This is a genomic window from Streptomyces sp. SolWspMP-5a-2 (assembly GCF_900091845.1).
Classification (GTDB): domain Bacteria; phylum Actinomycetota; class Actinomycetes; order Streptomycetales; family Streptomycetaceae; genus Streptomyces; species Streptomyces doudnae.
The window spans coordinates 13054-37774 of sequence record NZ_FMCI01000276.1 but is presented as its reverse complement, the minus strand read 5'-3'; the positions used below and the strand labels follow the sequence as shown (position 1 = coordinate 37774).

The 24721-nt window shown below is 73.6% G+C and carries 24 protein-coding genes and 1 tRNA gene; 13 read left to right on the top strand and 12 right to left on the bottom strand.

All coding sequences use genetic code 11. The annotated features are described in order from the left end of the window. Window positions 1-69: 69 nt before the first annotated feature. The 3 genes from GA0115242_RS28090 to GA0115242_RS28080 all read right to left on the bottom strand — a co-directional run bounded on the left by GA0115242_RS28090 (window position 70) and on the right by GA0115242_RS28080 (window position 2833). A complete protein-coding gene (locus tag GA0115242_RS28090; protein WP_093833326.1) occupies window positions 70-801 on the bottom strand; it encodes a nucleotidyltransferase family protein in 732 nt (243 codons plus the stop codon). Between the two features lie 200 nt (window positions 802-1001). Next, window positions 1002-1469, bottom strand: coding sequence for a hypothetical protein (locus tag GA0115242_RS28085; protein ID WP_093833324.1), 468 nt, complete (start codon window positions 1467-1469; stop codon window positions 1002-1004). Between the two features lie 227 nt (window positions 1470-1696). Then, a complete protein-coding gene (locus GA0115242_RS28080) occupies window positions 1697-2833 on the bottom strand; it encodes an ABC transporter ATP-binding protein (RefSeq protein ID WP_093833322.1) in 1137 nt (378 codons plus the stop codon). A 216-nt stretch (window positions 2834-3049) separates the two neighbouring features. On the opposite strand from GA0115242_RS28080, the gene GA0115242_RS28075 reads away from it, so the two are divergent. Next, window positions 3050-3123, top strand: a tRNA-Thr gene (locus GA0115242_RS28075). Between the two features lie 193 nt (window positions 3124-3316). Further along, entirely contained in the window at window positions 3317-3943 is a 627-nt protein-coding gene (locus tag GA0115242_RS28070; protein ID WP_093833320.1) for a hypothetical protein, read from the top strand. Between the two features lie 36 nt (window positions 3944-3979). Here the strand turns inward: GA0115242_RS28070 and GA0115242_RS28065 are convergent, their stop codons facing one another. Further along, window positions 3980-4912, bottom strand: a complete 933-nt coding sequence (locus GA0115242_RS28065) for an aminoglycoside phosphotransferase family protein (RefSeq protein ID WP_093833318.1) — start codon at window positions 4910-4912, stop codon at window positions 3980-3982. Between GA0115242_RS28065 and GA0115242_RS28060 the strand changes: the two genes are divergently transcribed. Together GA0115242_RS28060 and GA0115242_RS28055 are read left to right on the top strand one after the other, a co-directional pair. Continuing rightward, the gene (locus GA0115242_RS28060; RefSeq protein ID WP_093833316.1) at window positions 4911-5564 is read left to right on the top strand and encodes a rhomboid-like protein; all 654 of its coding nucleotides are present in this window, start codon (window positions 4911-4913) and stop codon (window positions 5562-5564) included. The two genes, GA0115242_RS28065 and GA0115242_RS28060, sit on opposite strands and share 2 nt — an antisense overlap. 9 nt (window positions 5565-5573) lie before the next feature. Next, on the top strand, window positions 5574-6980 hold the full coding sequence (locus GA0115242_RS28055; RefSeq protein WP_093833314.1) for an NAD(P)/FAD-dependent oxidoreductase: 1407 nt from the start codon (window positions 5574-5576) through the stop codon (window positions 6978-6980). A gap of 70 nt (window positions 6981-7050) precedes the next feature. Here GA0115242_RS28055 and GA0115242_RS28050 read toward each other — a convergent pair whose 3' ends face one another. Continuing rightward, window positions 7051-8532, bottom strand: coding sequence for an MFS transporter (locus GA0115242_RS28050; RefSeq protein WP_093833312.1), 1482 nt, complete (start codon window positions 8530-8532; stop codon window positions 7051-7053). Between the two features lie 98 nt (window positions 8533-8630). Here GA0115242_RS28050 and GA0115242_RS28045 point away from each other — a divergent pair, with 98 nt between their 5' ends. After that, complete coding sequence (locus GA0115242_RS28045; protein WP_093833310.1) at window positions 8631-9353, top strand: pentapeptide repeat-containing protein; 723 nt, start codon at window positions 8631-8633, stop codon at window positions 9351-9353. 415 nt (window positions 9354-9768) lie between these two features. On the opposite strand, the gene GA0115242_RS28040 is transcribed toward GA0115242_RS28045, so the two are convergent. Next, window positions 9769-10929 (bottom strand): FAD-dependent oxidoreductase, encoded by a 1161-nt coding sequence (locus GA0115242_RS28040; protein WP_256089776.1) that lies wholly within the window; start codon window positions 10927-10929, stop codon window positions 9769-9771. Between the two features lie 161 nt (window positions 10930-11090). Here GA0115242_RS28040 and GA0115242_RS28035 point away from each other — a divergent pair, with 161 nt between their 5' ends. Beyond that, window positions 11091-11786 carry a TetR/AcrR family transcriptional regulator gene (locus tag GA0115242_RS28035; protein WP_256089775.1) on the top strand — a complete coding sequence of 232 codons (696 nt, stop codon included), beginning with the start codon at window positions 11091-11093 and terminating at the stop codon, window positions 11784-11786. A gap of 63 nt (window positions 11787-11849) precedes the next feature. On the opposite strand, the gene GA0115242_RS28030 is transcribed toward GA0115242_RS28035, so the two are convergent. Continuing rightward, a complete protein-coding gene (locus tag GA0115242_RS28030; RefSeq protein ID WP_093833306.1) occupies window positions 11850-12350 on the bottom strand; it encodes a hypothetical protein in 501 nt (166 codons plus the stop codon). Window positions 12351-12387: 37 nt separating this feature from the next. Here GA0115242_RS28030 and GA0115242_RS28025 point away from each other — a divergent pair, with 37 nt between their 5' ends. Continuing rightward, window positions 12388-13794, top strand: coding sequence for a M1 family metallopeptidase (locus tag GA0115242_RS28025; protein WP_256089774.1), 1407 nt, complete (start codon window positions 12388-12390; stop codon window positions 13792-13794). Window positions 13795-13943: 149 nt separating this feature from the next. On the opposite strand, the gene GA0115242_RS28020 is transcribed toward GA0115242_RS28025, so the two are convergent. Continuing rightward, window positions 13944-14519 (bottom strand): TerD family protein, encoded by a 576-nt coding sequence (locus tag GA0115242_RS28020; protein WP_093833302.1) that lies wholly within the window; start codon window positions 14517-14519, stop codon window positions 13944-13946. A 168-nt stretch (window positions 14520-14687) separates the two neighbouring features. Here GA0115242_RS28020 and arfB point away from each other — a divergent pair, with 168 nt between their 5' ends. Further along, on the top strand, window positions 14688-15116 hold the full coding sequence (arfB, locus tag GA0115242_RS28015; protein WP_093833300.1) for an alternative ribosome rescue aminoacyl-tRNA hydrolase ArfB: 429 nt from the start codon (window positions 14688-14690) through the stop codon (window positions 15114-15116). 77 nt (window positions 15117-15193) lie between these two features. Here the strand turns inward: arfB and GA0115242_RS28010 are convergent, their stop codons facing one another. Next, a complete protein-coding gene (locus GA0115242_RS28010; protein WP_161353321.1) occupies window positions 15194-15775 on the bottom strand; it encodes a flavin reductase family protein in 582 nt (193 codons plus the stop codon). Window positions 15776-16167: 392 nt separating this feature from the next. Here GA0115242_RS28010 and cdgB point away from each other — a divergent pair, with 392 nt between their 5' ends. Next, on the top strand, window positions 16168-17811 hold the full coding sequence (gene cdgB, locus GA0115242_RS28005; protein ID WP_093833296.1) for a diguanylate cyclase CdgB: 1644 nt from the start codon (window positions 16168-16170) through the stop codon (window positions 17809-17811). Window positions 17812-17930: 119 nt separating this feature from the next. After that, window positions 17931-18887: a carbohydrate-binding protein gene (locus tag GA0115242_RS28000; RefSeq protein WP_093833294.1), complete on the top strand. Its 957-nt coding sequence runs from the start codon at window positions 17931-17933 to the stop codon at window positions 18885-18887. On the opposite strand, the gene GA0115242_RS27995 is transcribed toward GA0115242_RS28000, so the two are convergent. The 3 genes from GA0115242_RS27995 to GA0115242_RS27985 form a co-directional block, all read right to left on the bottom strand. Further along, window positions 18877-19830 (bottom strand): 1-phosphofructokinase family hexose kinase, encoded by a 954-nt coding sequence (locus GA0115242_RS27995; RefSeq protein WP_093833292.1) that lies wholly within the window; start codon window positions 19828-19830, stop codon window positions 18877-18879. The two genes, GA0115242_RS28000 and GA0115242_RS27995, sit on opposite strands and share 11 nt — an antisense overlap. Window positions 19831-19960: 130 nt before the next feature. Further along, complete coding sequence (gene nagA / locus GA0115242_RS27990) at window positions 19961-21103, bottom strand: N-acetylglucosamine-6-phosphate deacetylase (protein WP_093833290.1); 1143 nt, start codon at window positions 21101-21103, stop codon at window positions 19961-19963. Next, window positions 21103-22047: an ROK family protein gene (locus GA0115242_RS27985; RefSeq protein WP_093833288.1), complete on the bottom strand. Its 945-nt coding sequence runs from the start codon at window positions 22045-22047 to the stop codon at window positions 21103-21105. Before GA0115242_RS27985 ends, nagA begins: the two co-directional genes overlap by 1 nt. A gap of 165 nt (window positions 22048-22212) precedes the next feature. On the opposite strand from GA0115242_RS27985, the gene GA0115242_RS27980 reads away from it, so the two are divergent. The 3 genes from GA0115242_RS27980 (at window position 22213) to otsB (ending at window position 24695) form a co-directional block, all read left to right on the top strand. Further along, entirely contained in the window at window positions 22213-23430 is a 1218-nt protein-coding gene (locus GA0115242_RS27980; protein WP_093833286.1) for an ABC transporter substrate-binding protein, read from the top strand. A 93-nt stretch (window positions 23431-23523) separates the two neighbouring features. Continuing rightward, window positions 23524-23760 carry a DUF3263 domain-containing protein gene (locus GA0115242_RS27975; RefSeq protein ID WP_093833284.1) on the top strand — a complete coding sequence of 79 codons (237 nt, stop codon included), beginning with the start codon at window positions 23524-23526 and terminating at the stop codon, window positions 23758-23760. A 62-nt stretch (window positions 23761-23822) separates the two neighbouring features. Then, window positions 23823-24695, top strand: a complete 873-nt coding sequence (gene otsB / locus GA0115242_RS27970) for a trehalose-phosphatase (protein ID WP_093833282.1) — start codon at window positions 23823-23825, stop codon at window positions 24693-24695. Window positions 24696-24721: the final 26 nt, after the last annotated feature.

The following is a 24721-nucleotide window of genomic DNA, read 5'->3' as shown; positions in this document are numbered from 1 at the left end:
CGGTGCCGTCGGCCGGCGGGCGGGCCGGTCGACCGGTGGTCGCGGCCTACCGGGTGGTGCGGCGGCGGCTCAACGGCCCTGCGCCGCCAGCTCCTTGGCCGCCTCGGTCAGGTCCTTGGCGGTGTCGATGGCCCGCCAGTAGGCGCCCTGCGGGAGCGGGAACCCGGCCAGCCGCCGCTGCCGCGCGAGATGCGGGAACGTCGTCCGCTCGTGGTCGCCGCGGGTGGGGAGCAGCCCGGCGAAGGCGGGGGAGAAGACGTAGACGCCCGCGTTGATCTCGAAGGTCGACGGGGGTGCCTCGATGAAGTCGGTGATGTGCCCGAAGCCGTCCGTCTGCACGGCGCCCCAGGGGATGCGGGGGCGGGCCAGCGCGAGGGTGGCGACGGCGTCCCGCTCGGTGTGGAAGTCCGCCATGTCGCGCAGCGAGAAGCGGGTCCAGATGTCGCCGTTGGTGGCGTACCAGGGCAGATCCGGGTGCGGGAGCTGGGCGGCGGCGTACTTGAGGCCGCCACCGCGGCCGAGGGGCTCCTCCTCGACGACGGTCGTGACGCGCACCGGGAGGTCCGCGCCCGCCAGCCATTTCTGGAGGACGTCGGCGAGGTGGCCGCAGCTGATGACGACGTCGGTGACGCCCTCCTCGGCGAGCCAGCGCAGCTGATGGCCGATGATCGGCGTCCCCGTGCCGGGGATCTCGACCATCGGCTTGGGCCGGTCGTCGGTGTAGGGGCGCAGCCGGGAACCCTGGCCGCCGGCCAGGACCACGGCTTGGACGGGACGCGACGCGGCGCTCGGATCGGTCATGGACCGAACTGTACGGCGCACCGGTGACGGCACCGGACCCGGCAACGGTTCCTTCACCGGCTGTTGCCCTCCCGGACGGGCGGGCGGTCACCGGCGCGGCCTCGGCGGCCGTCAGGGTCCGCGGAAGGCGCCGCGGGGTCCCCGGGGGGTGCCGGGGCTCGGGCCCTCCTCCTGGAGCGGAGGAGGGGCGGTGACGGCGTTCAGCGGTGGGCCATGGCGACGCCGGTGGCGAAGGACGTGTCGCAGACCGGGCGGGCGTACGACTGCGCCCGGGAGGGCCCGTACACGCGGACCGCCGCGCGGCCGAGGGCGCGCGCGATGGAGACGCAGTGCTCGGCGAGCGAGGGGCGTTCGGTGACGGCCTGCTGGAGGTGCGTGAGCACCACGCCCGGGTTCTCGTCCTGGAGCTCGGCCAGCAGCTTGTCGCGCAGGACGTCCTGCGCGGCTCGCCTGACCGGCTTGTCGTCCATGGAGGTGTCGGCGGTGCTGTCCGAGGAGTCCGAGGCGGTGAGGACCGAGGTCGATGGGTCTCCAGACCAGTTGACCCGGGTGACCGCGAGGGTCCCGGAGAGCACCAGGACGACGGGCAGGACGAGGGCGAGGGAGCGGCCGATCCGGCGGGCGGGGCCCCGGCCGCGTCGCGTCTGTTGGTTAATGGAGTGCTTCACGCGAGTGAGGGTAGCGCCCGGTGATGATTTGGCGACATTTAGTCACCGATTCGGGGGACGAAGTGGTAGCTCTTTTCGGGTAACGGGTTGACGCACGCCGCTCGAAACGTCCGGTCTGCCGGGGTATCCGACAGGTGTGGCGCGGGCGCCGGACGGGTATCGCGCGGCGGGCGACGCGAGAGGGCCCCGCGACAGGTCGCGGGGCCCTCTCGGGGAACGGGTGCGGATCAGTCGGTGAGGCGCTCGCCCGTGGAGGTCGAGAAGACGTGGATCTCGCCCGGACGCGGCACGACGTGCAGCGTGGTGCCCTTGTCCGGGACCCGGCGGCCCTCGACGCGGACCACGAGGTCCTTGGTCTCGCCGCCGACCTCGGCGGTGCCGTAGACGTACCCGTCGGCGCCCAGCTCCTCGACGACGTTCACCGAGACGGCGAGGCCGGCCGGGGCGTCGGCGCTGTCCTTGGAGAGGGTCGCGGCGACCGAGCCGTCCTCCTCGACGATGTCGAAGTGCTCCGGGCGGACGCCGACCGTGACCGTGGTGTCGCCCTTGTCGGCGGCGGCCTTGAGGGCGTCACGGCTGACCGGGACGACGCTGTTGCCGAACTTCACGCCGCCGTCGGTGATCGGGACGGCGACCAGGTTCATGGCGGGGGAGCCGATGAAGCCGGCCACGAAGAGGTTCGCGGGGCGGTCGTACATGTTGCGCGGCGAGTCGACCTGCTGGAGCAGACCGTCCTTGAGGACCGCGACGCGGTCGCCCATCGTCATGGCCTCGACCTGGTCGTGGGTGACGTAGACGGTCGTGATGCCCAGGCGGCGCTGGAGCGAGGCGATCTGGGTGCGCGTCGAGACGCGGAGCTTGGCGTCCAGGTTGGACAGCGGCTCGTCCATGAGGAAGACCTGCGGCTCGCGGACGATGGCCCGGCCCATCGCGACACGCTGGCGCTGACCGCCGGAGAGGGCCTTCGGCTTGCGGTCCAGGTACTCGGTGAGGTCGAGGATCTTCGCGGCCTCCTCGACCTTCTTGCGGATGTCCGCCTTGTTGACCCCGGCGATCTTCAGGGCGAAGCCCATGTTGTCGGCGACGGTCATGTGCGGGTACAGCGCGTAGTTCTGGAACACCATGGCGATGTCCCGGTCCTTCGGGGGGAGGTGCGTGACGTCGCGGTCGCCGATGCGGATGGCGCCGCCGTTCACGTCCTCCAGGCCGGCGAGCATGCGCAGCGAGGTGGACTTGCCGCAGCCGGACGGGCCGACGAGGACGAGGAACTCACCGTCCGCGATGTCGATCTCGAGCGCGTCGACGGCGGGCTTCTCGGAACCCGGGTAGATGCGGGTCGCCTTGTCGAACGTAACAGTGGCCATGGTGCTAGGCCCCCTTCTACCGGCAGGAACGTGCCGGACGATCCGAGTAGGAAGGTGGTTGGTGTAGTCCACATGGGTGAACTGGGTCAGGACGGTACCTGGCGTTCGCCTGATCTGTCAGTACTCCGGGGCATGTGAACTTCGGGGAAATTCTCGCCGGGCCGCCCCGCCGACCTGGGTACACTGCTCGGGCACGCCCGCCGGACGGGCGCGCAGGCCTCCTTAGCTCAGCTGGTCAGAGCGCCGCTCTTGTAAAGCGAAGGTCGTCGGTTCGAATCCGACAGGGGGCTCGATCCGGCAGTGGACACGGGGAGTTGGAGCCCGGCGGGCAGAGGGCCCGCCGGGCTTTCGCGTGTCCGCGGGGCGATTCGCTCCCATCGGGTGGTTTGGCGTCCGCGCCGCTCCCCGGCCGCGGCGCGCACCCTACGGTCACTCCACGTGGTCATCCGCATCCGGAACGCAATGTGGAAGAAGGCGTGTCCCATGAAGAAGAGGCAGTTGGCGGCCTGCGCCGGTGCTGTCGCGCTGCTCGGTGTCACCGCGGTCGCCGGTGCGACCGCGGTCTCCGCGCGGCCCGAGGCGCAGGTGCGGCCGCAGGCACGGACCCAGGCGCAGACGCAGGCGCGGGCCGGGTACGCGAAGGTACAGATCGTCGTCGGCCCGACGAGCGACTCCGGCAAGGACTCCGCCGCCGTCTGCCCGGACGGCATGGGCGTCCTCAACGGCGGCTTCCAGAGTCGCAGTTACAGCAAGTCAGGTGGCGGGGAGCCGTACGACGCGATCATCGTCGACGCGCCGACCAAGGACGGGAAGGGCTGGTGGGCGCAGGAGCTCCACGGCCAGGTGCAGGCGCGCGCGGTGTGCGTGCCGCAGGGCGAGGCGCCGCAGGTCGTGGTCGGCCCGGTCAGCGGTGAGAACAGCGACTCCGACGCCTACTGCCCGTCGGGCACCGCGCCGGTGGGCGGCGGGTTCGTCGCCAGGAGCTGGTACAAGAACGGCTGGGGCGAGTCCCAGGACGACACCCTCGCCAACGCGCCCACGGCGAGCGGATCGGGCTGGTTCGCGCGGCTGTTCGCCGGGAAGGTCGAGGCGCGCGCGCTCTGCGCCTGACCGCGTCCGGCCGCACACCCCGGGAGCCGGTCCGGTTCACGGTGTGAGCCACTGGTTCCAGCGCAGCCGCCGCGCGATCTCCAGCGGGACGTCCGCGGGCCGGCGCCCGTCCTCGGCGTCCCACAGGCAGTTCTGCAGCACCCGGCCGAGCGTCCAGGCGCGGGCCCGCTCCCGGTCCAGACCGAGCAGTGCGGTGAGGGCGTCGAACCGCCACACCACCTCACCCGCCTCGAACCGGTCGCCGAGCGCCGGGAACAGCTCGAACCCCGGGTCACCGGCCAGCGGTTTGGGGTCGATGGCGAGCCACCGCGCGCGGTCGCCGCCGAGGACGTTCCCGAAGTGCAGGTCCCAGTGGAGCAGCCGGTCGCCCGGCTCGTCCGCCACCTCGCGGACGGCGGCGGCGCAGTCCGCGACCAGGCGGCGAACCCGCGGGTCGGCGATCGACTCCAGCGCCCGGGGCGTGCGCTCCAGCATCGCCCGCGCGAGCGCGCCGAGTCCGCGCAGCCCCGCCGGGGCCCGGTGCGCCGTCAGCCCGGCCAGCAGCCGCCCGGTGATCCGCACGGCGGCCCGCGAGTCCGGCTCCCGGGCGAGCGTGCGGGCCGGGTCGAGGCGCTCCAGGAGCAGCGCGCGGGTCTCGGGGTCGTGGTCGAGGAGCAGGACGGCGCCCGCACCGGCCCAGGCGCGCAGCGCGTCCGCCTCGCCCGCGCTCTCCTCGTCGGGGAACGGGAACTTGAGCGCGGCCGGGGTGCCGTCGGCCCGCAGCACCGGCAGCACCAGCGCGCTCACCCCGTGCGCGGGCTCCCCGTCCCGGCGCAGCTCCCAGCGGGCGAGGAACTCCGCCGTCCGGGCGGGCAGCGCGGCGACGAACGCCCGCCCGGCCGCGCCGTTGTACTTCTCCTGTGCTGTCACCAGGCCGCCGGGGATGTCGATCACCCGGCGGAGGATACGTGCGTGCGTGAATCGGGGCATGCGAATTCTCCGGGGCCTCGACAGGGTGTGGGCCTACGTCCGCAGCGCCCCGGGCACCTATGTGTGGCTCGCGATCCTGTTCGTCACGACGGTCGCCCTGCACCACATGTCCCCGCACTTCGAGACGGAGTTCCTGCGCAGGCGCTCCACCAACATCCACGAGCTGTCGGACGACCCGGGCCGGGTGCTGCTGCAGAGCGCCATGTGGATCGACGGCGGCCGCTGGCTGCCGTACGCCGTCCTCTACACGGTCTTCCACGCTCCGGCCGAACGCTGGCTCGGCACCCTGCGCTGGCTCATGGTGTGCGTCGCCGCGCACGTCCTGGCCACCCTGATCAGCGAGGCCGCGCTGCTGAAGGCGGTGCGCGACGGACTCGCCCCGCACTCGGCGATCGACACCCTGGACATCGGCGTCAGTTACGCGCTCGCCGGGGTCGTCGCCGTCCTCACCTACCGCATCCCGTCGCCGTGGCGGTACGGCTATCTGCTGGGCGTGCTGCTCGTGTACGGGCTGCCGCTGGCGTCCGAGCCGACCTTCACCGACCTCGGCCACTTCACCGCCGTCCTCATCGGCCTGTGCTGCCTGCCCCTGACGGTGGGGCGCTCAGAACCACGGAATCCGAAGGAGACACCGGCCCCTCACCGGGGTTAGCGTCCGTCCATGAGCACCTCGGCAGACGGTGTCGTCAACGGCGGCATCTCCTTCTGGTTCGCCGACGACGGCCTCCCCGCGGTACGGGAGCCGCTCGCCGGTGACACGTCCGCGGACGTCGTCGTCGTGGGCGGCGGCTACACCGGGCTGTGGACCGCGTACTACCTGAAGAAGGCGGACCCCGCCCTGCGGATCACCGTCCTGGAGCAGAAGTTCTGCGGATACGGTGCCTCGGGCCGCAACGGCGGCTGGCTCTACAACGGTGTCGCGGGCCGCGACCGGTACGCCGCCCTGCACGGCCACGAGGCCGCCGTCCGGCTCCAGAAGGCCATGAACGACACCGTCGGCGAGGTCGTCGCGGTCGCCGCCGCGGAGGGCATCGACGCGGACGTCCACCGCGGCGGGGTCCTCGAAGTGGCCCGCACCCCGGCCCAGTTGGCCCGGCTGAAGGAGTTCCACGCGCACGAGCTGGCGTTCGGCGAGGACGACCGGGTCCTGTACGGCGCGCGGGAGACCGCCGAGCGGATCACCGTCGCCGACGCGGTCGGCTCGACCTGGACCCCGCACGGCGCCAGGCTGCACCCGGTCAAGCTGGTCAAGGGCCTCGCGGCGGCCGTGACGGCGCTCGGCGTGCGCGTCCACGAGGCGACGCCGGTGACCGAGATCCGCCCGGGACACGCCGTCACGCCCTACGGCACCGTCCGGGCGCCCTACGTCCTGCGCTGCACCGAGGGCTTCACCGCGGGCATCAAGGGGCAGCGCCGCACCTGGCTGCCGATGAACTCCTCGATGATCGCCACCGAACCGCTCACCGACGCCCAGTGGGCCGCCGTCGGCTGGGACGGCCGGGAGACCCTCGGCGACATGGCGCACGCCTACATGTACGCGCAGCGCACCGCCGACGGCCGGATCGCGCTCGGCGGACGCGGGGTGCCCTACCGCTACGGCTCGCGCACCGACCACGACGGCCGCACCCAGGACGCCACCGTGGCGGCCCTGCGCGACCTGCTCGTCCGCTTCTTCCCGGCGCTGGCCGCTCTGCCCGTCGCGCACGCCTGGTCCGGCGTCCTCGGCGTGCCGCGCGACTGGTGCGCCACGGTCACCCTGGACCGGGCCACCGGCCTCGGCTGGGCGGGCGGCTACGTCGGCTCGGGCGTCGCCACCACCAACCTCGCCGCCCGCACCCTCACCGACCTGGTGCGCCTGGACTCCGGGGAGGGCGGCGCCACCGCGCTGACCGGGCTGCCGTGGGTCGGCCACCGGGTCCGCAAGTGGGAACCGGAGCCGCTGCGCTGGCTCGGTGTGCACGGCATGTACGCCACCTACCGGGCCGCCGACCGGCGCGAGAGCGCCTCCCACCGCGCCGCGTCGTCCCGCCTGGCCCGGATCGCGGACCGGGTGGCGGGCCGCAACTGAGCCTCCGGCGGGGGCCGTCGCCGACCCCACGCCTGCCCCCGCGGGCGGCCGTGCGGGTCCGCGCCGCCGGTCAGGTCTCCAGGGCGGCCCTGCGGTTGGGGGACTTGGCCGTCACCATCAGCCCGGCGACCAGCCCGGCCAGCAGCATCACGCCCGCCGCCCACCAGATGGCGACCGTGTAGCCGTGCACCACGCCCTCGTTGACGACCAGCGCCTTCTGGGCCGGGTCGCGCAGATGGGCGGCGATGTACGCGGTGCTGCTCGTCGTCGCGATCGTGTTCAGCAGCGCGGTGCCGATCGAACCGCCCACCTGCTGCGCGGTGTTGACGGTCGCCGAGGTCACGCCCGAGTCCTCGGGGGCCACGCCCGCGGTCGCGGTCGCGAACACCGGCATGAAGGTGAGACCCATGCCGAGGCCCATCAGGAGCAGCGCGGGCAGGATCTGCGAGGCGTAGTCCGAATTGACGGTCATCCGGGTCAGGATCACCATCCCGCCCGCGGCGAGCACCATGCCCGGCACCATCAGGGCGCGCGGCGGGGCGTGCTGGAGCAGCCGGGCGGAGATCTGCGTCGAGCCGACGATGATGGCGACGGTGAGCGGCAGGAACGCCAGGCCCGTCTTCACCGGCGAGTAGCCGAGGACGACCTGGAGGTAGTAGGTCATGAACAGGAACAGCCCGAACATGCCGATCACGGCGAGCGCCATGGTGATGAAGCAGCCCGCCCGGTTGCGGTCCCGGATGATGTGCAGCGGGAGCAGCGGGTACCTGGCCCGCTGCTGCCACCACACGAACACGCCGAGCAGCACGATCCCGATCGCGAAGAGGGTCAGCACCAGCGAGTCGGTCCAGCCGCGCGGCTCGGCCTCGCTGAACCCGTAGACGATCGCCACCAGCCCGCCGCAGCCCAGCAGCGCCCCCGGCACGTCCAGGTGGGCGTCCCGGTTGCCCGGCCGGTCGTGCAGCAGGGCGAGCGCGCCGCCCACCGCGACGACGGCGATCGGCACGTTCACGTACAGGCACCAGCGCCAGCTCAGGTACTCGGTGAGGATGCCGCCGATGAAGAACCCGATGGCCGACCCGCTGCCCGCGAGGGCGCTGTAGATGCCGAAGGCCTTGCCGCGTTCGCGCGGGTCGGTGAAGGTCGTCGTCAGCAGGGAGAGCGCGGACGGCGCGAGGATCGCGGCGAAGGCGCCCTGGAGGGCGCGGGCGCCGAAGAGCATGCCGGAGGAGACGGCGGCGCCGCCGAGCGCGGAGGCGCCCGCGAAGCCGATCAGTCCGATGACGAAGGTCCGCTTCCGGCCGACGAGGTCGGCGATCCGCCCGCCCAGCAGGAGCAGTCCGCCGAAGGCGAGCGTGTACGCGGTGATGACCCACTGCCGGTTGGCGTTGGACATCCCCAGATCGCGCTGGGCGGACGGGAGCGCGATGTTCACGATCGTCGCGTCGAGGACGACCATGAGCTGGGCCAGCGCGATGACCACCAGCGCCCACCAGCGGTGCGGATCGGAGCCCACGGGCGCGGCGGAGGGGCCTGTCCGGGTGACACTCATCTGGTCAGAACACCACGGATGGACCGGGGTCGCATCCGGTGGCGGTGCCGGGCGGCCGGGCCCGGGGGAGTGTCAGTGGCGGGGTGCAGGATGGGGGCATGGCGAGGAGAGCGACGAGCGGTACGGGCGGGACGAGGAACGCGGGCGGGCCGGGGCGGGAGGCCGGGGTGCGGGCGGCGCGGCGCCCGGAGCTGCGGCTGCCCCCGCTGGAGCCGTTCGCCGGGGGCGAGCTGGAGCCCGACGGCGACTACGACGGCCTGGACTTCCACGAGCTGGACCTCGCCGGGCAGGACGGCGGCGGCGCCCGCTTCATGGACTGCGCGCTGACCGGCTGCGGCCTGGACGGGACGCGGCTGCACCACGCCCGGTTCCTGGACAGCGTGCTGCGGGCCCCGCGCGGGGTCGGCACGGTCCTCTCGGAGGTCACCCTGCGGGACACCGAGGTCCTCGACGCCCGGCTGGGCGGGGTGCAGATGCACGGCGCGGCCCTGGAGCGGGTCGTGGTGCGCGGCGGCAAGATCGACTACCTGAACCTCCGCTCGGCCCGCCTCAAGGACGTCGTCTTCGAGTCCTGCCTCCTGGTGGAACCGGATTTCGGCGGGGCCCACCTGGAGCGGGTCGAGTTCGTGGACTGCGCGCTCAGGGAGGCCGACCTGACGTCGGCGACGCTGAAGGACGTCGACCTGCGCGGCGCGACGGAGCTGGGCATCGCCCGGGGGGTGGAGCGCCTGGCGGGCGCGGTGATCAGCACGGGCCAGCTGATGGACCTGGCCCCGGCCCTGGCGGCCCAGCTCGGCCTGAGAGTGCTCCAGGAGAGCTGAGGCACCTCCGGGCGGGGGAGAGAGAGGCGGGATGGGGCGGGGGTGACGGCCTGGCCAACCCCGGGTGGGGTGACGGCCGGGCCACCCCCGGGCGGGGTCGGCCGGGACCACCCCGGGCGGGACGCGACGGGTCGCCTCCGGCCGGACGCGGGACGGGTCGCCTGCGGCCGGATACGGGACGGGTCGCCTGCGGCCGGACACGGGACGGGTCGCCTGCGGTCGGATACGGGACAGGCCGTCCTCGGCCCGGACGCCGGACAGATCGCCCCGGGCCGGACACGGGACGGATCGCCTGTGGCCGGACGCGGGACGGGTCGTCCTCGGCCGGAAGCGGGACTGGCTGCCCCGGCCGACCGCCGGACACATCGCCCCTGCCCGACGCGGGACTGTCCGTCCGGCCGGGGCGTCGGTCGGGTCACCGCTGGGTGAAGAAGGACGCCACCCGCTCCGCCGCGTCGGGCGCGAGGCCCATCGTCTCCATCATGGCCGACTCCGCCCCGACGGACTCCGCGCGGTCGAACATCTCGGCCTCGTAGGCGGCGATCGCGGCGGCCGGGTCGTCGCGGTCACCGGCGATGGCGTGCGCCAGCAGGACACCGTCCAGCATCGCCTGGTTGGCGCCCTCGCCCACCGGCGGCATCAGATGGGCGGCGTCCCCGAGCAGGGTGACGTCGGCGCGCGAGGGCCAGCGGGTGCCCACCGGCAGCGCCTCGATGACGCGGGCGACGAGCGACCCGGGGTCGCAGGCGTCGATCAGGCCGGTCAGCCCCGGGTCCCAGCCGCCGAGGAGTCCGTGCAGCCGGGCCACCGTCGCGTCCCACGACAGCTCCCCGAACCGCTGGCGGTCCAGCCATCCGGCGTCGGCGCGCAGGGTCACCGAGACGCGGACCGTGCCGTCGCCCGAGCGCTGCGCCCCCAGGTTGAGGTCGTCGCCCAGGGCCATGACGCTCCCGGGTCCGACGAAGGCGGCCACGGCGGGCCGGGCGCGGTCGGCGTCGGAGACGGTGAGCTGGAGGTGGACGGAGAGGTGCTCGGGCCGCGCATCGGTGAGGAGCGGGCGGACCCGGGAGCGTCCGCCGTCGGCGCCGATCAGCAGGTCGCACTCGGCCCGGCCGCCGTCCGCGAACGCCAACCGGTGGCCGCCGCCGGGCCGTTGCTCGACGCCGGTCAGGTGGCGGCCCCAGCTGACGGCGGCGCCGGGCACCGTCGTCAGGAGCAGCTTGCGCAGCACCCCGCGGTCGATCTCGGGCCGGGTGCCGCTGCCCGGCTCGGGGGCGTGGTGGGCCAGGGTCCGCCCGGCCGCGTCGAGGATGCGCAGGTTCTCGCCCTCGGGCCGGGCCTCGGCGCCGAACGCGTCGGCCAGCCCCAGGTCGCCGAGGGCCCGCTGCCCCGACTCGGGGTGCAGGTCGAGGGTGCCTCCGTGGGCGCGGGCGTCGATGCCGCCGTCCCGTTCGTAGACGGTGGCCGCGATGCCGTGCCGGTGGAGCATCCCCGCCAGCACCAGCCCGCCGACTCCCCCCGCCGACGACGGCGATCCGGGGCCCCGCGCGCCCCGCGCCACCGTTCCTGCCGCCACCGTCCCTGCCGTCTGCGGGCCTGCCGTTCCCGCCCCTGCCGTCCCCGTGTCCGCCGTGGTGCGCGTCGATGGTGTGCATGCCGCTCCCGGTCCCCTGGTTTCCGTACGGTGTACGGAAGCTACCGTACACCGTACGGAAATCGGCCGCGTACGGTGATGCCGTGAATCTGATCTGGGAGCGCCCCGAACCGCGCGGCCGGACGGCCGAGCCCACGGACCGGGGCCGGATCGTGGCGGCGTCGGTCGCGCTGGCCGACGCCGACGGGCTCGCCGGTCTCTCGATGCGCAAGGTCGCCGCCGCACTGCGCGTCAGCCCCATGCGGCTGTACGGCTACGTCGCCACCAAGGACGAACTGCTCGACCTGATGGCCGACTTCGTCTACGGCGAGATCGCGGCGGCCCTGGACGGCGGGGCCGAGTGGGAGGACGCGCTGCGCGCCGTCGCGGTCGCCACCCGGCGGCGCGCCCTGCGCCACGAGTGGTTCGTCGAGCTGATCGGCGGCCGCCCGCACCTGGGCCCGAACGCGCTGACGGTGATGGAGGCCACCGCGGACGCCCTCTCCCGCGCCCTCGGCCCCGACGGCGGCGACCGGCTCATGGCGGCGCTGGGCGTCTTCAACGCGTACCTGATCGGGACCGTCCGCAACGAGGTCACCGAGCGGCGCCTCGACCGGGACGGCGGCACCGACGAGAAGCGGTGGCGGGAGTCCGTCGGCGACTACCTCGGACGCCAGCTCGCGACCGGGCGCTTCCCGATGATGGAACGCGTCCTCGCGGGCGGGCCCGAGGCCGAGACCGACGAGACGTTCGCCGCGGAGGTCGGGATCATCATCCGCGGGCTGACCCGCGCCGGGTGAACGCGGCGGGCGGCCCCGGTGTCCGGCGGGCGGCCCCGGTGTCCTGCGGGCGGCGCCCGCGGCTCACCCCACGCGCGGGTAGGTCGCCTGGAGGGTCCAGATCGCCGGGTTCTCGCCGAGGTCGTCGTGCAGGTCGACCAGGTCGGCGATCACGTCGTGCAGGAAGTCCCGGGCCTCCCGCCGCAGCGCGGAGTGCGAGAAGCTCAGCGGCGCCTCCTCGGCGGGCATCCAGTCGGCCTCGACGTCCACCCACCCGAACCGCCGCTCGAAGAGCATCCGGTCGGTCGACTCGGTGAAGTCCAGCTCGGCCCGCTGCGGCCGGGAGGCGCGGGACCCGGCGGGGTCGCGGTCCAGCCGCTCGACGATGTCGCACAGCGCCCACGCGAAGTCGAGCACCGGCACCCATCCCCAGGCTGTGGACAGCTCCCGGTCCGTCTCCGTGTCGGCGAGGTACACGTCCCCGCAGAACAGGTCGTGCCGCAGGGTGTGGACGTCGGCCCGCCGGTAGTCGAGCTGCGGCGGGTCGGGGAAGCGGTTGGAGAGGGCGTAGCCGATGTCGAGCACGTAGGCGATGGTGTCACGCCGCTCTAGGATCACTGACGTGTCCCGATCCGCACCCCTTGTCCCGTCCGCCCTGCCGGTGCTGCTCACGGCGTTCCTGCTCACCGCGTGCGGCGCGGGCGTGCACGGCACCCCCGGCGCCGGGGGAGTGCGCGACCCGTACTTCCCGAAGGCGGGCAACGGCGGCTACGACGTCACCCACTACGACCTGAGACTGGCGTACACCCCGGACGGGGACGGCCCCCGTCTGACCGGCGAGGCCACCGTCACCGCGCGGGCCACCCAGAGCCTCTCCGCCTTCGACCTCGACCTCGACGGCATGGACGTCCGGTCGGTCGAGGTCCAGGGCCGCGCGGCCCGCTGGAACCGCGACGGCCAGGAACTCACCGTCCGCCCGCGCCACGACCTTCAGCGGGGCCGGACGTTCCGCACCACCGTCCGTTACCGCGGCACCCCGCGCACCCTCACCGACCCGGACGGCTCCCACGAGGGCTGGCTGCCGACGCGGGACGGGGCGCTCGCGCTGGGCGAGCCCATCGGGTCCATGACGTGGTTCCCGGGCAACCACCACCCCTCGGACAAGGCGACGTACGACATCACGGTGACCGTCCCGAAGGGCCTGCGGGCGGTGTCCAACGGGGAGTTGAGGTCGGAGCGGACCAGCGGCGGCCGGACCACGTACGCCTGGCACACCGGGGAGCCGATGGCGACCTACGTCGCCACGGTCGCCATCGGCCGCTGCGCCGTCAGCCGCTCGACGACGGCCGGCGGCCTGCCGGTGTACGTGGCGGTCGACCCCAGCGAGGCGAAGGCGAGCCGCAAGGTGGTCGGCCGGATCCCGGAGATCATGAAGTGGGCCGCGGACATCTTCGGCCCCTACCCCTTCTCCTCGACCGGGGTGATCGTCGACCGCCCCGACACCGCCGAGTACGCGCTGGAGACGCAGAACCGCCCGGTCTTCCCCGGCACCCCCGACCTCTCGACCCTCGTCCACGAACTCGTCCACCAGTGGTACGGCGACTCCGTCACCCCGCGGACCTGGCGGGACATGTGGCTCAACGAGGGCTTCGCGACGTACGCGGAGTGGCTCTGGGCCGAGGACCACGGCGGGGACAGCGCGCAGCGGACCTTCGACGCCCTCTACGACCACGGCGAGGACGACGACCCGGACCTCTGGGCGTTCCCGCCCGCGAAGCCGAGCGGCCCGGGGCACATCTCCGACACCCCCGTCTACTACCGGGGCGCGATGGTCCTGCACAAGATCCGCCAGAAGGTCGGCGACGACCGGTTCCGCGCCATCGTCCGGGGCTGGGCGACGACCCACCGCCACGGCAACGCGGACACGGCGCAGTTCACGTCGTACGTCGAGAAGACGGCCCCGGAGAAGGACTTCACCACGATCTGGACGAACTGGCTCCACGGCGAGGGAAAACCGGACCACCGCTGACGGGTCCGCACGGGGTGGGGTCTTCGGGGTCCGCGCGTCCGCGCGCGTCCGCCGTGCGCGGTGACAGAGCCTGGCGGGCGGGTTCCTGAGCGGACGTGAGGAGCCCCCGGCCCGGACGGGCCGGGGGCTCCTCACGGTGCCTGTGTGCGTCAGACGTTGACGCCGAAGTCCTGCGCGATGCCCACCAGGCCCGAGGCGTAGCCCTGGCCCACGGCGCGGAACTTCCACTCCGCGCCGTTGCGGTACAGCTCGCCGAAGACCATCGCCGTCTCGGTGGCGGCGTCCTCGGAGAGGTCGTAGCGGGCGATCTCGGAGCCGCCGGCCTGGTTGACGATGCGGATGTAGGCGTTGCGGACCTGGCCGAAGTTCTGCGAGCGGTTCTCCGCGTCGTAGATCGAGACCGGGAAGACGATCTTGTCGATGTCGGCGGGGAGGCCCGCCAGGTTGACGTTGATCGCCTCGTCGTCGCCGTCGCCCTCGCCGGTGCGGTTGTCACCGGTGTGGACGATCGTGCTGTCCGGGGTCTGCTTGTTGTTGAAGAAGACGAAGTGGCCGTCCGAGTAGACCTTGCCCTGCGTGTTGACCGCGATGGCGGACGCGTCGAGGTCGAAGTCCGTGCCGGTGGTGGTGCGGACGTCCCAGCCGAGGCCCACGGTGACGGCGGTCAGGCCCGGAGCCTCCTTGGTCAGCGAGACATTGCCACCCTTGGACAGGCTTACAGCCATGGTTCGGGAGTCCCTTCCCTCGTTACATACGTACGGCTTCGTACTGGGGACGAAGCTACCGTCACCCCCATGAACGTCGAGAGGGGTCTCGGAGGTTCCACATCCTTTACCTTTTTACTTGGACAAATTCGAGTGACGGGAGCCCGTCAAAACGGCGACCATGGAGGCATGTCCGGTCCCTATGTCATCCGCGGCTCCGTCGCGCTTCCCGAGTCCGAGCTGACCTGGAGCTTCTCGCGGTCGTCCGGGCCGGGCGGCCAGCACGTCAACACCAGCGACTCGAAGGCCGAGCTGCGCTTCGACCTGGCCGCCACCGGATCGCTGCCCGAGGTCTGGAAACAGCGCGCGCTGGCGCACCTCGCCGGGCGGCTGGTCGACGGGGTCGTCGTCGTCCGCTCCTCGGAGCACCGTTCGCAGTGGCGCAATCGCGAAGCCGCGCTGGTCCGCCTCGCGGCGCTGCTCGCCGAGGCCACCGCCCCGCCGCCCAGGCCGCGCCGCGCCACCCGCATCCCCCGGGGCATCAACGAACGCCGCCTGCGGCAGAAGAAGCAGCGCTCGGACACCAAGCGCGGCCGCTCGGGGCGGGACTGGGGGTAGGGGCCGCCGGAGGGCCCGTCGGGGTTCCGCGGGCCGCGGCCCCTCGGGGGTTCCGCGCGGCCGGTGTCCCCGGCCCGTCAGCGGAGTTGGCGGTACCTGCCCTTGAAGTAGGCCAGCGGGCCGCTCTCCTCCGGGCGGGTCCCGGCCGCCAGCACGCGGCCGACGACCAGGGTGTGGTCGCCCGCCCTGATCCGGTCGTGGGTGCGGCACTCCAGGGTGGCGAGGGCGCCGTCCACCAGGGGCGCGTCGGAGAGCGCGCCGCGGCTGTGCGGGAGGTCGGCGAAGAGGAGCCGGTCGCTGAGCCGCCCCTTCATCGCGAACCGGCCCGCGATGTGCCGGTGGCTGTCGGCGAGGACCGAGACCGCCCACAGCGGCTGCTCGTCGAGCAGGTCGTCCATCCGGGAGCCGGTGCGCAGGCTGACCAGGACCAGCGGCGGGTCGAGGGAGACCGACAGGAACGCCGTCGCCGTCATGCCGACGTCCTCGCCCACCGGCGCCGACGGGTCGTCGGGGTCGAGGGACGGCTCGCGGGCGGTCACCAGGACCACGCCCGCGGTCAGCCGGGACATGGCGGCGCGGAACTCGTCGTTGCTCACCCCCTCAGCATGCGGGCGGGCGGACGGGAGGGGCGAGAACGCGGCGGGAGGAGTGTCGGGCACGCGGGAAACGCTAGTGTCCGCACTGCACGGCCGCATCGGGCCCGGGGCCGAGTCCGGACCTAGGACCAGGGGCGGACCGGGGCCCGGCGGGCGGGACCAGGGCGGGGCGGGACGGCGGGGGGCCGGACATGCCTGGTCAGAGGGGTTCCGCCGGCCGACAGGGGGTGTCGCGGCCGGTCTCCGGACGGGACGGAATGGGCGGGTGGAATATGCAGAAAACGACGAAACTCGTCTCAACTGTTCATCTTTCGCTGTGACTTGAGTCACAAGGGACATCAATTGTTGACCCTGTGTACCGAGTGCAGAGCGCGCTGTGATTCAGTGGCGGGGAATGAGCTACGAGGTTGAGCTACTACGAGGTTGAGCCACGAGGTCTCGGGGGGAGGGCGACCATGGAGACCGAGTCGGAGCCTTACGTCCGCCTGGCGACTTTGCGGCAACTGCACGAGGTCATGGCGGACATGAACACGGCCCGCAGTCTGGCCGACACGCTCCAGACCGTCGCCGACGGCGTCGTCAACGGCCTCGGCTACGAACTGGCCTGCGTCAACCTGGTCCGCCAGGACGGCGACCTGGTCGTCGCCGCGTTCGCCGGGAACCCCGCCGCCGAGGCGCTCATCACCGGCCGGGTCGGCTCCCGCGACTCCTGGGAGCGCCGCCTGGGCATGGGCGAGCAGTGGGGCGACCTCGTGTTCATACCCCACACCGAGGGCTGGGTCCTCGACGACGACGACGTCCCGCAGTGGTACACCGACGGCCCCGCGCCCCGGTTCGAGGACGAGTGGCACCCCTCCGACCGCCTCTTCGCGCCCATGCGCACCGCGGGCGGCTCCGGCGGCGAACTCATCGGCGTGCTCTCCGTCGACCGCCCCCGCAACGGCCGCAAACCCGGCGCCTGGGGGCGGGAGGCGCTCCAGATGTACGCGTTCCAGGCGGCCATAGCGATCAGCAACGCCCGGCTGCGCGCCAACATGCAGCGCGCCCTGGTCCGCCTCGAACGCGAGCAGCAGGCCCTGCGCGCCAGCGAGGAGAGCTTCCGGCAGGCCTTCGAGTACGCGCCCTCCGGCATGGCCATCGCCGAGATGGGCGGCGACCAGCACGGCCGCATCCTGCGCACCAACGACGCCCTGTGCCGCCTGCTCGGCCGCCCCGCCTCCGCGATGCGCCGCTACGCCTTCTCCGACCTCGTCCACCCCGAGGACATAGGCACCCTGCTCCGCACCTCCGCCGAGGGCGGCCGGGCCGAGCTGCGGCTGGGCCGCCGGGACGGCACCTACGTGTGGGTCTCGCTGCGCAACAGCGTCGTCGCCGACGCCGCCGACGGCCCCCGCTTCCTGCTCACCCACGTCGAGGACATCGAGGAGCGCAAGCGCCGCGAGCTGCAGCTCGCCCACCGCGCCTCGCACGACTCCCTCACCGGCCTGCCGAACTCCGCCGAGCTGCGGGCCCGGCTGTCGGGACGGCTCTGCCGCCGCACCGCGCACGCCGCCGAGGCGGAGTCGATCGACGCGGCCTACGGGCACCCCGGCTACGACGCGGGCGGCCACGGCTTCGACTTCCGGCCGGGCGCCGAGCTGTACGAGGGCCACGACCACCACGAGCACACCGTCGCCCCCGAGGACGGCCGGGACGACGGCGCCAAGGGGCTCGCGGTCCTCTTCTGCGACCTCGACGGCTTCAAGTCGATCAACGACCGGTTCGGGCACAACGCGGGGGACGCGGTCCTCATCGAGGTCGCCAGGCGCCTCTCCGCGGCCGTCCGGGACGGCGACACCGTGGCCAGGCTCGGCGGCGACGAGTTCGTCGTCCTCGCCGACGGCCTCGGCCGGGCCGACGCCCAGGACCTCGCCGTCCGGCTGCGCAACGAGATCATCCAGCCGATCCGGGTGGACGGCAGGGCCATGCGGGTCGGCGCCAGCTTCGGCATCGGCTGGGCGCACTGCGGGATGACGGCGGACGAAGTGTTGAAGTCCGCTGACGAGCGGATGTACGTAGAGAAACGATCTCGTCCCAAACAACACAGACGAGCGGGATGATCCGCAGGTCAGCGGGTTGATGGGGGCCGAGTCACCCGTTCGGGCCATCGGGAGCGGGTAGGCTCGCCCATCTGACCCCCTTCGCATCCGAACCCGCACCCGCTGAGGAGTACCTAGGGATGACGTCCGGCAACAACGGCGCCAGCACGCCCGAGGACGACGACCCGTTCGGCTACCTCTACGCCGACGGGCAGGCCAACGGAGCGCAGCCCCCGTCCGGTGGCGGCTACGGCTACCCGAACTCGGTCAACCGGGTCCGCGCGGTCGGCCAGCGGCAGTACGGCGGCCCGCAGCAGACCCAGGCACAGGCGTCGCCGTACGGCCAGGTCCCGCAGCAGCAGGGCGCCTACGGGCAGCCGAACGCCCACTACGCGGCGCCGGAGACGGTGCCCGGCGGCGGTGGCCCCGGCGGCCGTCAGCAGTCCGGGCACGGGTCGGCGGGCGGCCGCGGCCGCGGTCCCAACACCAAGGGCCTGCTGATCGGCGCGATCGCGGTCGTCGCCGCCGTCGTCATCGGCATCGCGATCGCGATGACCGGCGGCGACACCAAGGACGACAAGGCCGACGACGGGGGCGGCGCGAGCCCCGAGGCGTCGCAGAGCGCGGAGCCGAGCCCGTCGGCGACCAGCAGCGTCACCGAGGGGGAGCTGCCCCAGATCGACGCGAAGGCCCTCAACCTCGGCTCCGGCGCCTCGACGGCGTCCGACGTGAAGGGCGCCCTGTCCGACGGCGGGGTCTACGTCAGCGGCCTCAACCAGGCGGGCGCCTCGGTCACCTGGACCGTCAACGGCATCCCCTCGGACGGCACCTACACCGTCTTCACCCGGTACAGCACCGCGGACGAGGACCAGTCGATGACGCTCACCGTCAACGGCAAGCCCTTCGGCACCAAGCTGAACCTGGGCAACTTCGCCGGTGCCAAGGACGGCGACCTCTCCAAGGGCTGGACCAAGACCTACTCGTGGCCCACCCTCACCAAGGGCACCAACACCATCTCCATCTCCTGCCAGGACGGCGACAAGTGCAACGTCCTGCTGGACCAGCTCTGGCTGAAGAAGGGCCAGGTCAAGAAGTAGCGGTCCGGGCGGCGCCGCCCGCGCCGCCCTCCCGGGTCACCTCGACCCGGGTCAGCAGCTCCCGGTAGGCCGCCGCGTCGAACTCGCCCGCCGCCGGGGCCAGGACCGTCGCCGTCGACAGCGCCACCGCGCGGGTCAGCCGCTGGGGCCAGGTGAGGTTCTCCACCAGGCCCGACAGCAGGCCCGCCACCGCCGAGTCGCCCGCGCCGGTCGGATTGCCGTCCACCCGGCCCGGCGGAACGGCCCGCCAGCGCCCCTCGGGCGTCACCGCGAGCATCCCCTCGGTCCCGAGCGAGGCGACGACCGTCCGGGCACCGCGCCCGCGCGCGTCCCGGGTGGCCCGCGCCGGGTCGTGGGAGCCGGTCAGCTCGGCCAGCTCGTCCGCGTTCGGCTTGATCAGGTCGGGCCGGGCCGCGACCCCGCGGCGCAGCGGCTCCCCGCTGGTGTCGAGGAGCACCGGCACGCCCGCGGCCCTGGCCGCCCGCACCAGCAGCGCGTACGCGCCCACCGGCAGCCCCGGCGGCAGGCTTCCGCACAGCGCCACCGCCGACGCCGAGGCCAGCAGCTCCCGGTAGGTCTCCTGGAACGCGGCCCACTCGGCGGCGGTGATCTGCGGACCCGCCTCGTTGAGCTGGGTGGTGTCGCCGGTCGTCCCGTCGACCACGGCGACCGTGCGCCGGGTCGCGCCCGAGACCGGCACCAGCGCGTCCACCAGCCCCTCGGTGGCGCCGAGCCCCTCCCGGACGACGGCCCCGGTGGCGCCGCCCGCGAAGCCGGTGACCGTCACCCGGTGCCCGAGCGCGGCGAGCACCCGGGCCACGTTCAGGCCCTTGCCGCCGGGCCGTTCGGACACCTCGCCGATCCGGTGGCTGGCGTGCGGGACCAGGCGCGGCACCCGGTAGGTGATGTCGAGCGCCGTGTTCAGCGTGACCGTCACAAGCACCCTCGTCGACCTCCCAGGTCTGTACTCCGACGACCTGATCATGCCAAAGAGACGGGGGCCGGGCCCAGTGCCGGGTGCCGGCCGGCCCGCCGCCGGGCCGACCGCCGCCGTGCCCGAAGGCCGCCCGGGGTCAGTCCAGTTGGGGTTCGACCACCCAGGCGCCCCGGCGCATCACGCCCTTGAGGTCGAAGTTCCGGTCCAGGACGACCAGGTCGGCGTCCTTGCCCGGCTCCAGGGAGCCCACCCGGTCGTAACGCCCCAGCAGCCGGGCCGGGTTGGCGGACAGCGCGGCCACCACGTCCCCGACCGGCAGCCGGTCCACCGTCACCGCGCGCTTGAACGCCCGGTCCAGGGTCAGCGTCGAGCCCGCGATGGAACCGCCCTCCACCAGCCGGGCCACGCCGTCGCTGACCTCGACCGCCAGCGGGCCGAGCTGGTAGCGGCCGTCGCCGCCGCCCGCCGCGTCCATCGCGTCGGTGATGAACGCGACCCGGTCGGCGCCCGCGTGGTGGAACGCCAACTGGAGGGAGGCGGGGTGCAGATGGGTGCCGTCGTTGATCAGCTCGACGGTGATCCGCTCGTCCTCCAGCAGGGCGGTGATCGGGCCGGGGGCGCGGTGGCCGATCGGCGGCATCGCGTTGAAGAGGTGCGTGGCGACGGTCGCGCCCGCGCCGATCGCCTCGACGGTCTGCTCGTAGGTGGCGTCGGTGTGCCCGATCGCCGCGATCACGCCCTGGTCGGCGAGGAGCCGCACCGCGTCGACGCCGCCGGGCAGTTCGGTGGCCAGGGTGACCATGCGGGCCTGCCCGCGCGCCGAGTCGACCAGCTTGCGGACCTCGGCCGGGTCCGGGTCGCGCAGCAGCGCCTCGGAGTGGGCGCCCTTGCGGCACGGGGAGATGAAGGGGCCCTCGAAGTGGATGCCCGCGATGTCGCCCTGCTCGGCCAGCTCGCTCAGCACCCCGGCCTGCCGCACCAGGACGTCCATGTCGTCGGTGACGGTGGAGGCCACCAGGGTCGTCGTGCCGTGCCGCCGGTGGGTGGCGACGGCGGTCAGCGCGGCGTCGGCTCCGCCGGAGAAGGCCGCGCCGCCTCCGCCGTGGTTGTGCAGGTCGACGAAGCCGGGCACCAGCCAGTGGCCCCGCAGGTCGACGGTCGGCGCGTCGCCGGGAGCGCTCCCGGCGATCCGGGTGCCCTCGACGATGACGCGGCCGTCTTGGACGGTCCCGGTGGGCAGGACCACCTGCGCACCGGCGAGGACGTGGATGGGGGCCATCAGGTGGTTACCTCCGTACGGTCAGGGGTTTCGAGGAGATCCCAGGCGAGGAGCCCGGCACCGAGGCATCCGGCGGTGTCGCCGAGGGCGGCGGGGACGATCGACGGCAGCTTCTGGAACGTCACCCGCGCCCCGACCGCCTCCCGCAGCGGCGCGAAGAGGGTCTCGCCCGCCTCCGCGAGCCCGCCGCCGACGATCAGCGCGCGCGGGTCGAGCAGGGTGATCGCGGTGACCAGTCCGTCGGCGAGCGCGTCGACGGCGTCCCGCCAGACCCGTACGGCGTTCGGGTCACCGGACGCGACGGCGCGCGCGCAGTCGGCCGCGTCCGCCTCCGGGTCCCCGCAGGCCGCCGCCCAGGCGTCGCTGACGGCCGCGGCGGACGCGTACCGCTCCAGGCAGCCGTGCTGCCCGCACGGGCAGGGGGCGCCGCCGGGGCGGACGACGATGTGGCCGATCTCGCCCGCGAATCCGTGCGCGCCCGCCTCCACCCGCCCGTCGACCCCGATGGCGCCCGCGATGCCGGTGCCGAGCGCCACGAACAGGAAGCGGTCGGCGCCCAGGCCCGCGCCGATCCGGCCCTCGGCGAGGCCGCCGGTGCGCACGTCGTGCCCGAGGGCGACCGGGACCCCGGCCAGCCGGGTGCTGAGCAGGTCGCGCAGCGGGACGTCCCGCCAGCCCAGGTTGGCCGAGTAGGCGGCGATCCCCAGCTTGTCGTCGACGATGCCGGGGACGGCGACGCCCGCCGCCGACGCGGGTCCGCCGAGGTGCGCGGCGCCGTGCGCGGCGAGGTCGGCGGCGAAGCCGAGGATGGACTCGACGACCGCGTCGGGGCCGCGTTCGCGGCCGGTCGCCCGGCGGGCCCGGTGCAGCAGCTCGCCGTCCGCCCCGACCAGGGCGGCCTTCATCCCGGTGCCGCCCACGTCGAGGGCGATGACATGTCTCACGCAGGACAGTGTGGCCCTCCTACCCGCGAGAGGTCTAGTCCACTCACGTGGTGTAGACCTTATGGTCCAGTAATTCGAACAGTGCGACAGCAGGGTGGGGCAACAGCGGTGCAGCGGCGGCAGCGACGCAGGACAGGAACGATCGCGGCGGTCTCCGCCCTCGGGATGACGGCGGTGCTCGGTGGCTGCGGCCTCACCGGCGGCTCCGACGACGTCACCCTCAAGCTGGTCGCGGCCGAGTACGGGGACTCCGCCGCCAACAGCTCCCAGAAGTACTGGGACCGGCTGACGGACACCTACGAGAGCAACCACTCCGGCGTGAAGATCGACGTCACCGTGTACTCGTGGAACGACGTCGACCGCAAGGTCAAGGAACTCGTCGCCGCCGGGAATCCGCCCGACATGGCGCAGATCGGCTCCTACGCCGACTACGCGGCCGACAACCTCCTCTACCAGGCCGACGACCTGCTCTCCATCTCCACCCAGGCCGACTTCGCCTCCCAGCTCGCCACCGCGGGCCGGGTCAAGGACGTCCAGTACGGGATGCCGTTCGCCGCCTCCACCCGCCTCCTCTTCTACAACAAGACCCTCTTCTCGAAGGCCGGTCTCACCCCGCCCAAGAGCTGGAAGGACCTGGCCGCCGACGCCGCCGCCCTCAAGGCCGAGGGCGTCAAGTACCCCTACGCCCTGCCGCTCGGCCCCGAGGAGGCGCAGGCCGAGACGATGCAGTGGCTGCTGAGCGGGGGCGGCGGCTACACCGACTCCTTCGGCACCTACGGCCTCGACTCCCCGGAGAACGTCGCCACCTTCACCTGGCTCAAGGACGAACTCGTCGACAAGGGCCTCACCGGCCCCGTCGCCCCCGGCAAGCTCAACCGCGCGAGCGCCTTCAGCGCCTTCGCCGACGGCGACGTCGGCATGCTCAACGGCCACCCCTCCCTGATGAAGATGGCCCAGAAGCAGGGCGTCGAGTACGGCATGGTCCGGATGCCGGGGCACACCGGCCCCAGCAGGTACTCCATGGGCGTCGCCGACTGGATGACCGCCTTCCGCCACAACGGCCACGCCCAGCAGGTCGGCGACTTCCTCGACTTCGTCTACAGCGAGGAGAACGTCCTCGACTTCTCCCGCGAGTACGACCTGCTCCCGGTCACCAACTCCGCCTCCGAGACGATGAGCGCCGCCGGGCGCGACGCCGCGCTCAAGCCGTTCCTCGACGAACTGCCCCAGTCCGAGACCTACCCGGTCGGCCGGACGTCCTGGGCCGAGGTCGCGGCGGACGTGAAGAAGAACATCGGCGGCGCCGTCGCCCCCGGCTCCACCCCCGCCTCCGTCCTCGCCGGCCTGGAGTCGACGGCCACCAAGGCCGACAGCGGAACCTAGTACCCCGGCCGGAGGGGCCCACCGGCCCGCCCCTCCGGTCACGGCACCCGCCGCACGCCCCGCGACCGCGGTCAGGCGGCTACCGTGCGGGGTATGGACGACGCATCCGGACTCGGCCGCACCGAACAGGCCGTTCTCGCGCTCGAACGCCGGGGCTTCGCGGGCCCCGGCGCCAAGGAACGCGCCATCCGCGAGGAGCTGGGCCTGGCCCCCGTCCGCTACTACCAGCTCCTCAACGCCCTCCTCGACGACCGGCGGGCCCTGGCCCACGACCCGGTCACCGTGAACAGGCTCCGGCGGGTGCGCGACCGGCGCCGGTCGGAACGCTGAGGATCCGGCCGCGCCCCGATGAGCCATGGGTGCGCCCCGGGCCACCCGGTTAGGGTCGCCCCATGGGCAGCCACACGGACTCGACGCACTCCACGCCAACCCCGGCCCCTCTGCCGACGCCCGCCACCGCGGCCGGACGCGAGGGACTCGACGCCATCCTCACCCGCCCCTCCGGCGCGCTGATCGCCCTCGACTTCGACGGCACGCTCGCCCCGATCGTGCCCGACCCCGAGCAGGCCCGCGCCCACCCGGACGCGGTGGCCGCGCTCGCCGCCCTCGCCCCGAAGGTCGCCTCGGTGGCCGTCGTCACCGGCCGCCCGGCCGCGGTCGCCGTCCGGCACGGCGGCTTCGCCGGGGTGCCGGGACTCGAACACCTCGTCGTCCTCGGCCACTACGGCGCCGAACGCTGGGACGCCGCGACCGGCGAGGTCACCGCCCCCGCCCCGCACCCCGGGGTCGCCTCGCTCCGCGCCGAACTGCCCGGCTTCCTGGACAGCGTCGGCGCCTGGCAGGGCACCTGGATCGAGGAGAAGGGCCGGGCGGTCGCCGTCCACACCCGCCGGGCCGGTGACCCGAAGGCCGCCTTCGAGGCGCTGCGCCTGCCCCTCACCGACCTCGCCGCCCGGCACGGCCTGGTGGTCGAACCCGGCCGCATGGTCCTGGAGCTGCGCCCGCCCGGCATGGACAAGGGCGTCGCCCTGCGCGACCACGTCCGGCGGGTCTCGGCGACGTCCGTCCTCTACGGCGGCGACGACCTCGGCGACCTCCCCGCCTACACCGCCGTCGACCGGCTGCGCGCCGACGGCACCCCGGGCCTGCTGGTGTGCAGCGGCAGCGACGAGGTCACCGAACTGCGCGACCGCTCCGACCTCGTGGTCGACGGACCCGCGGGCCTGGTCGCCCTGCTGCGCGCCCTCGCCGACCGGCTGGACTGACCGCCCGCCGGGGCCCGCGGCCGCGG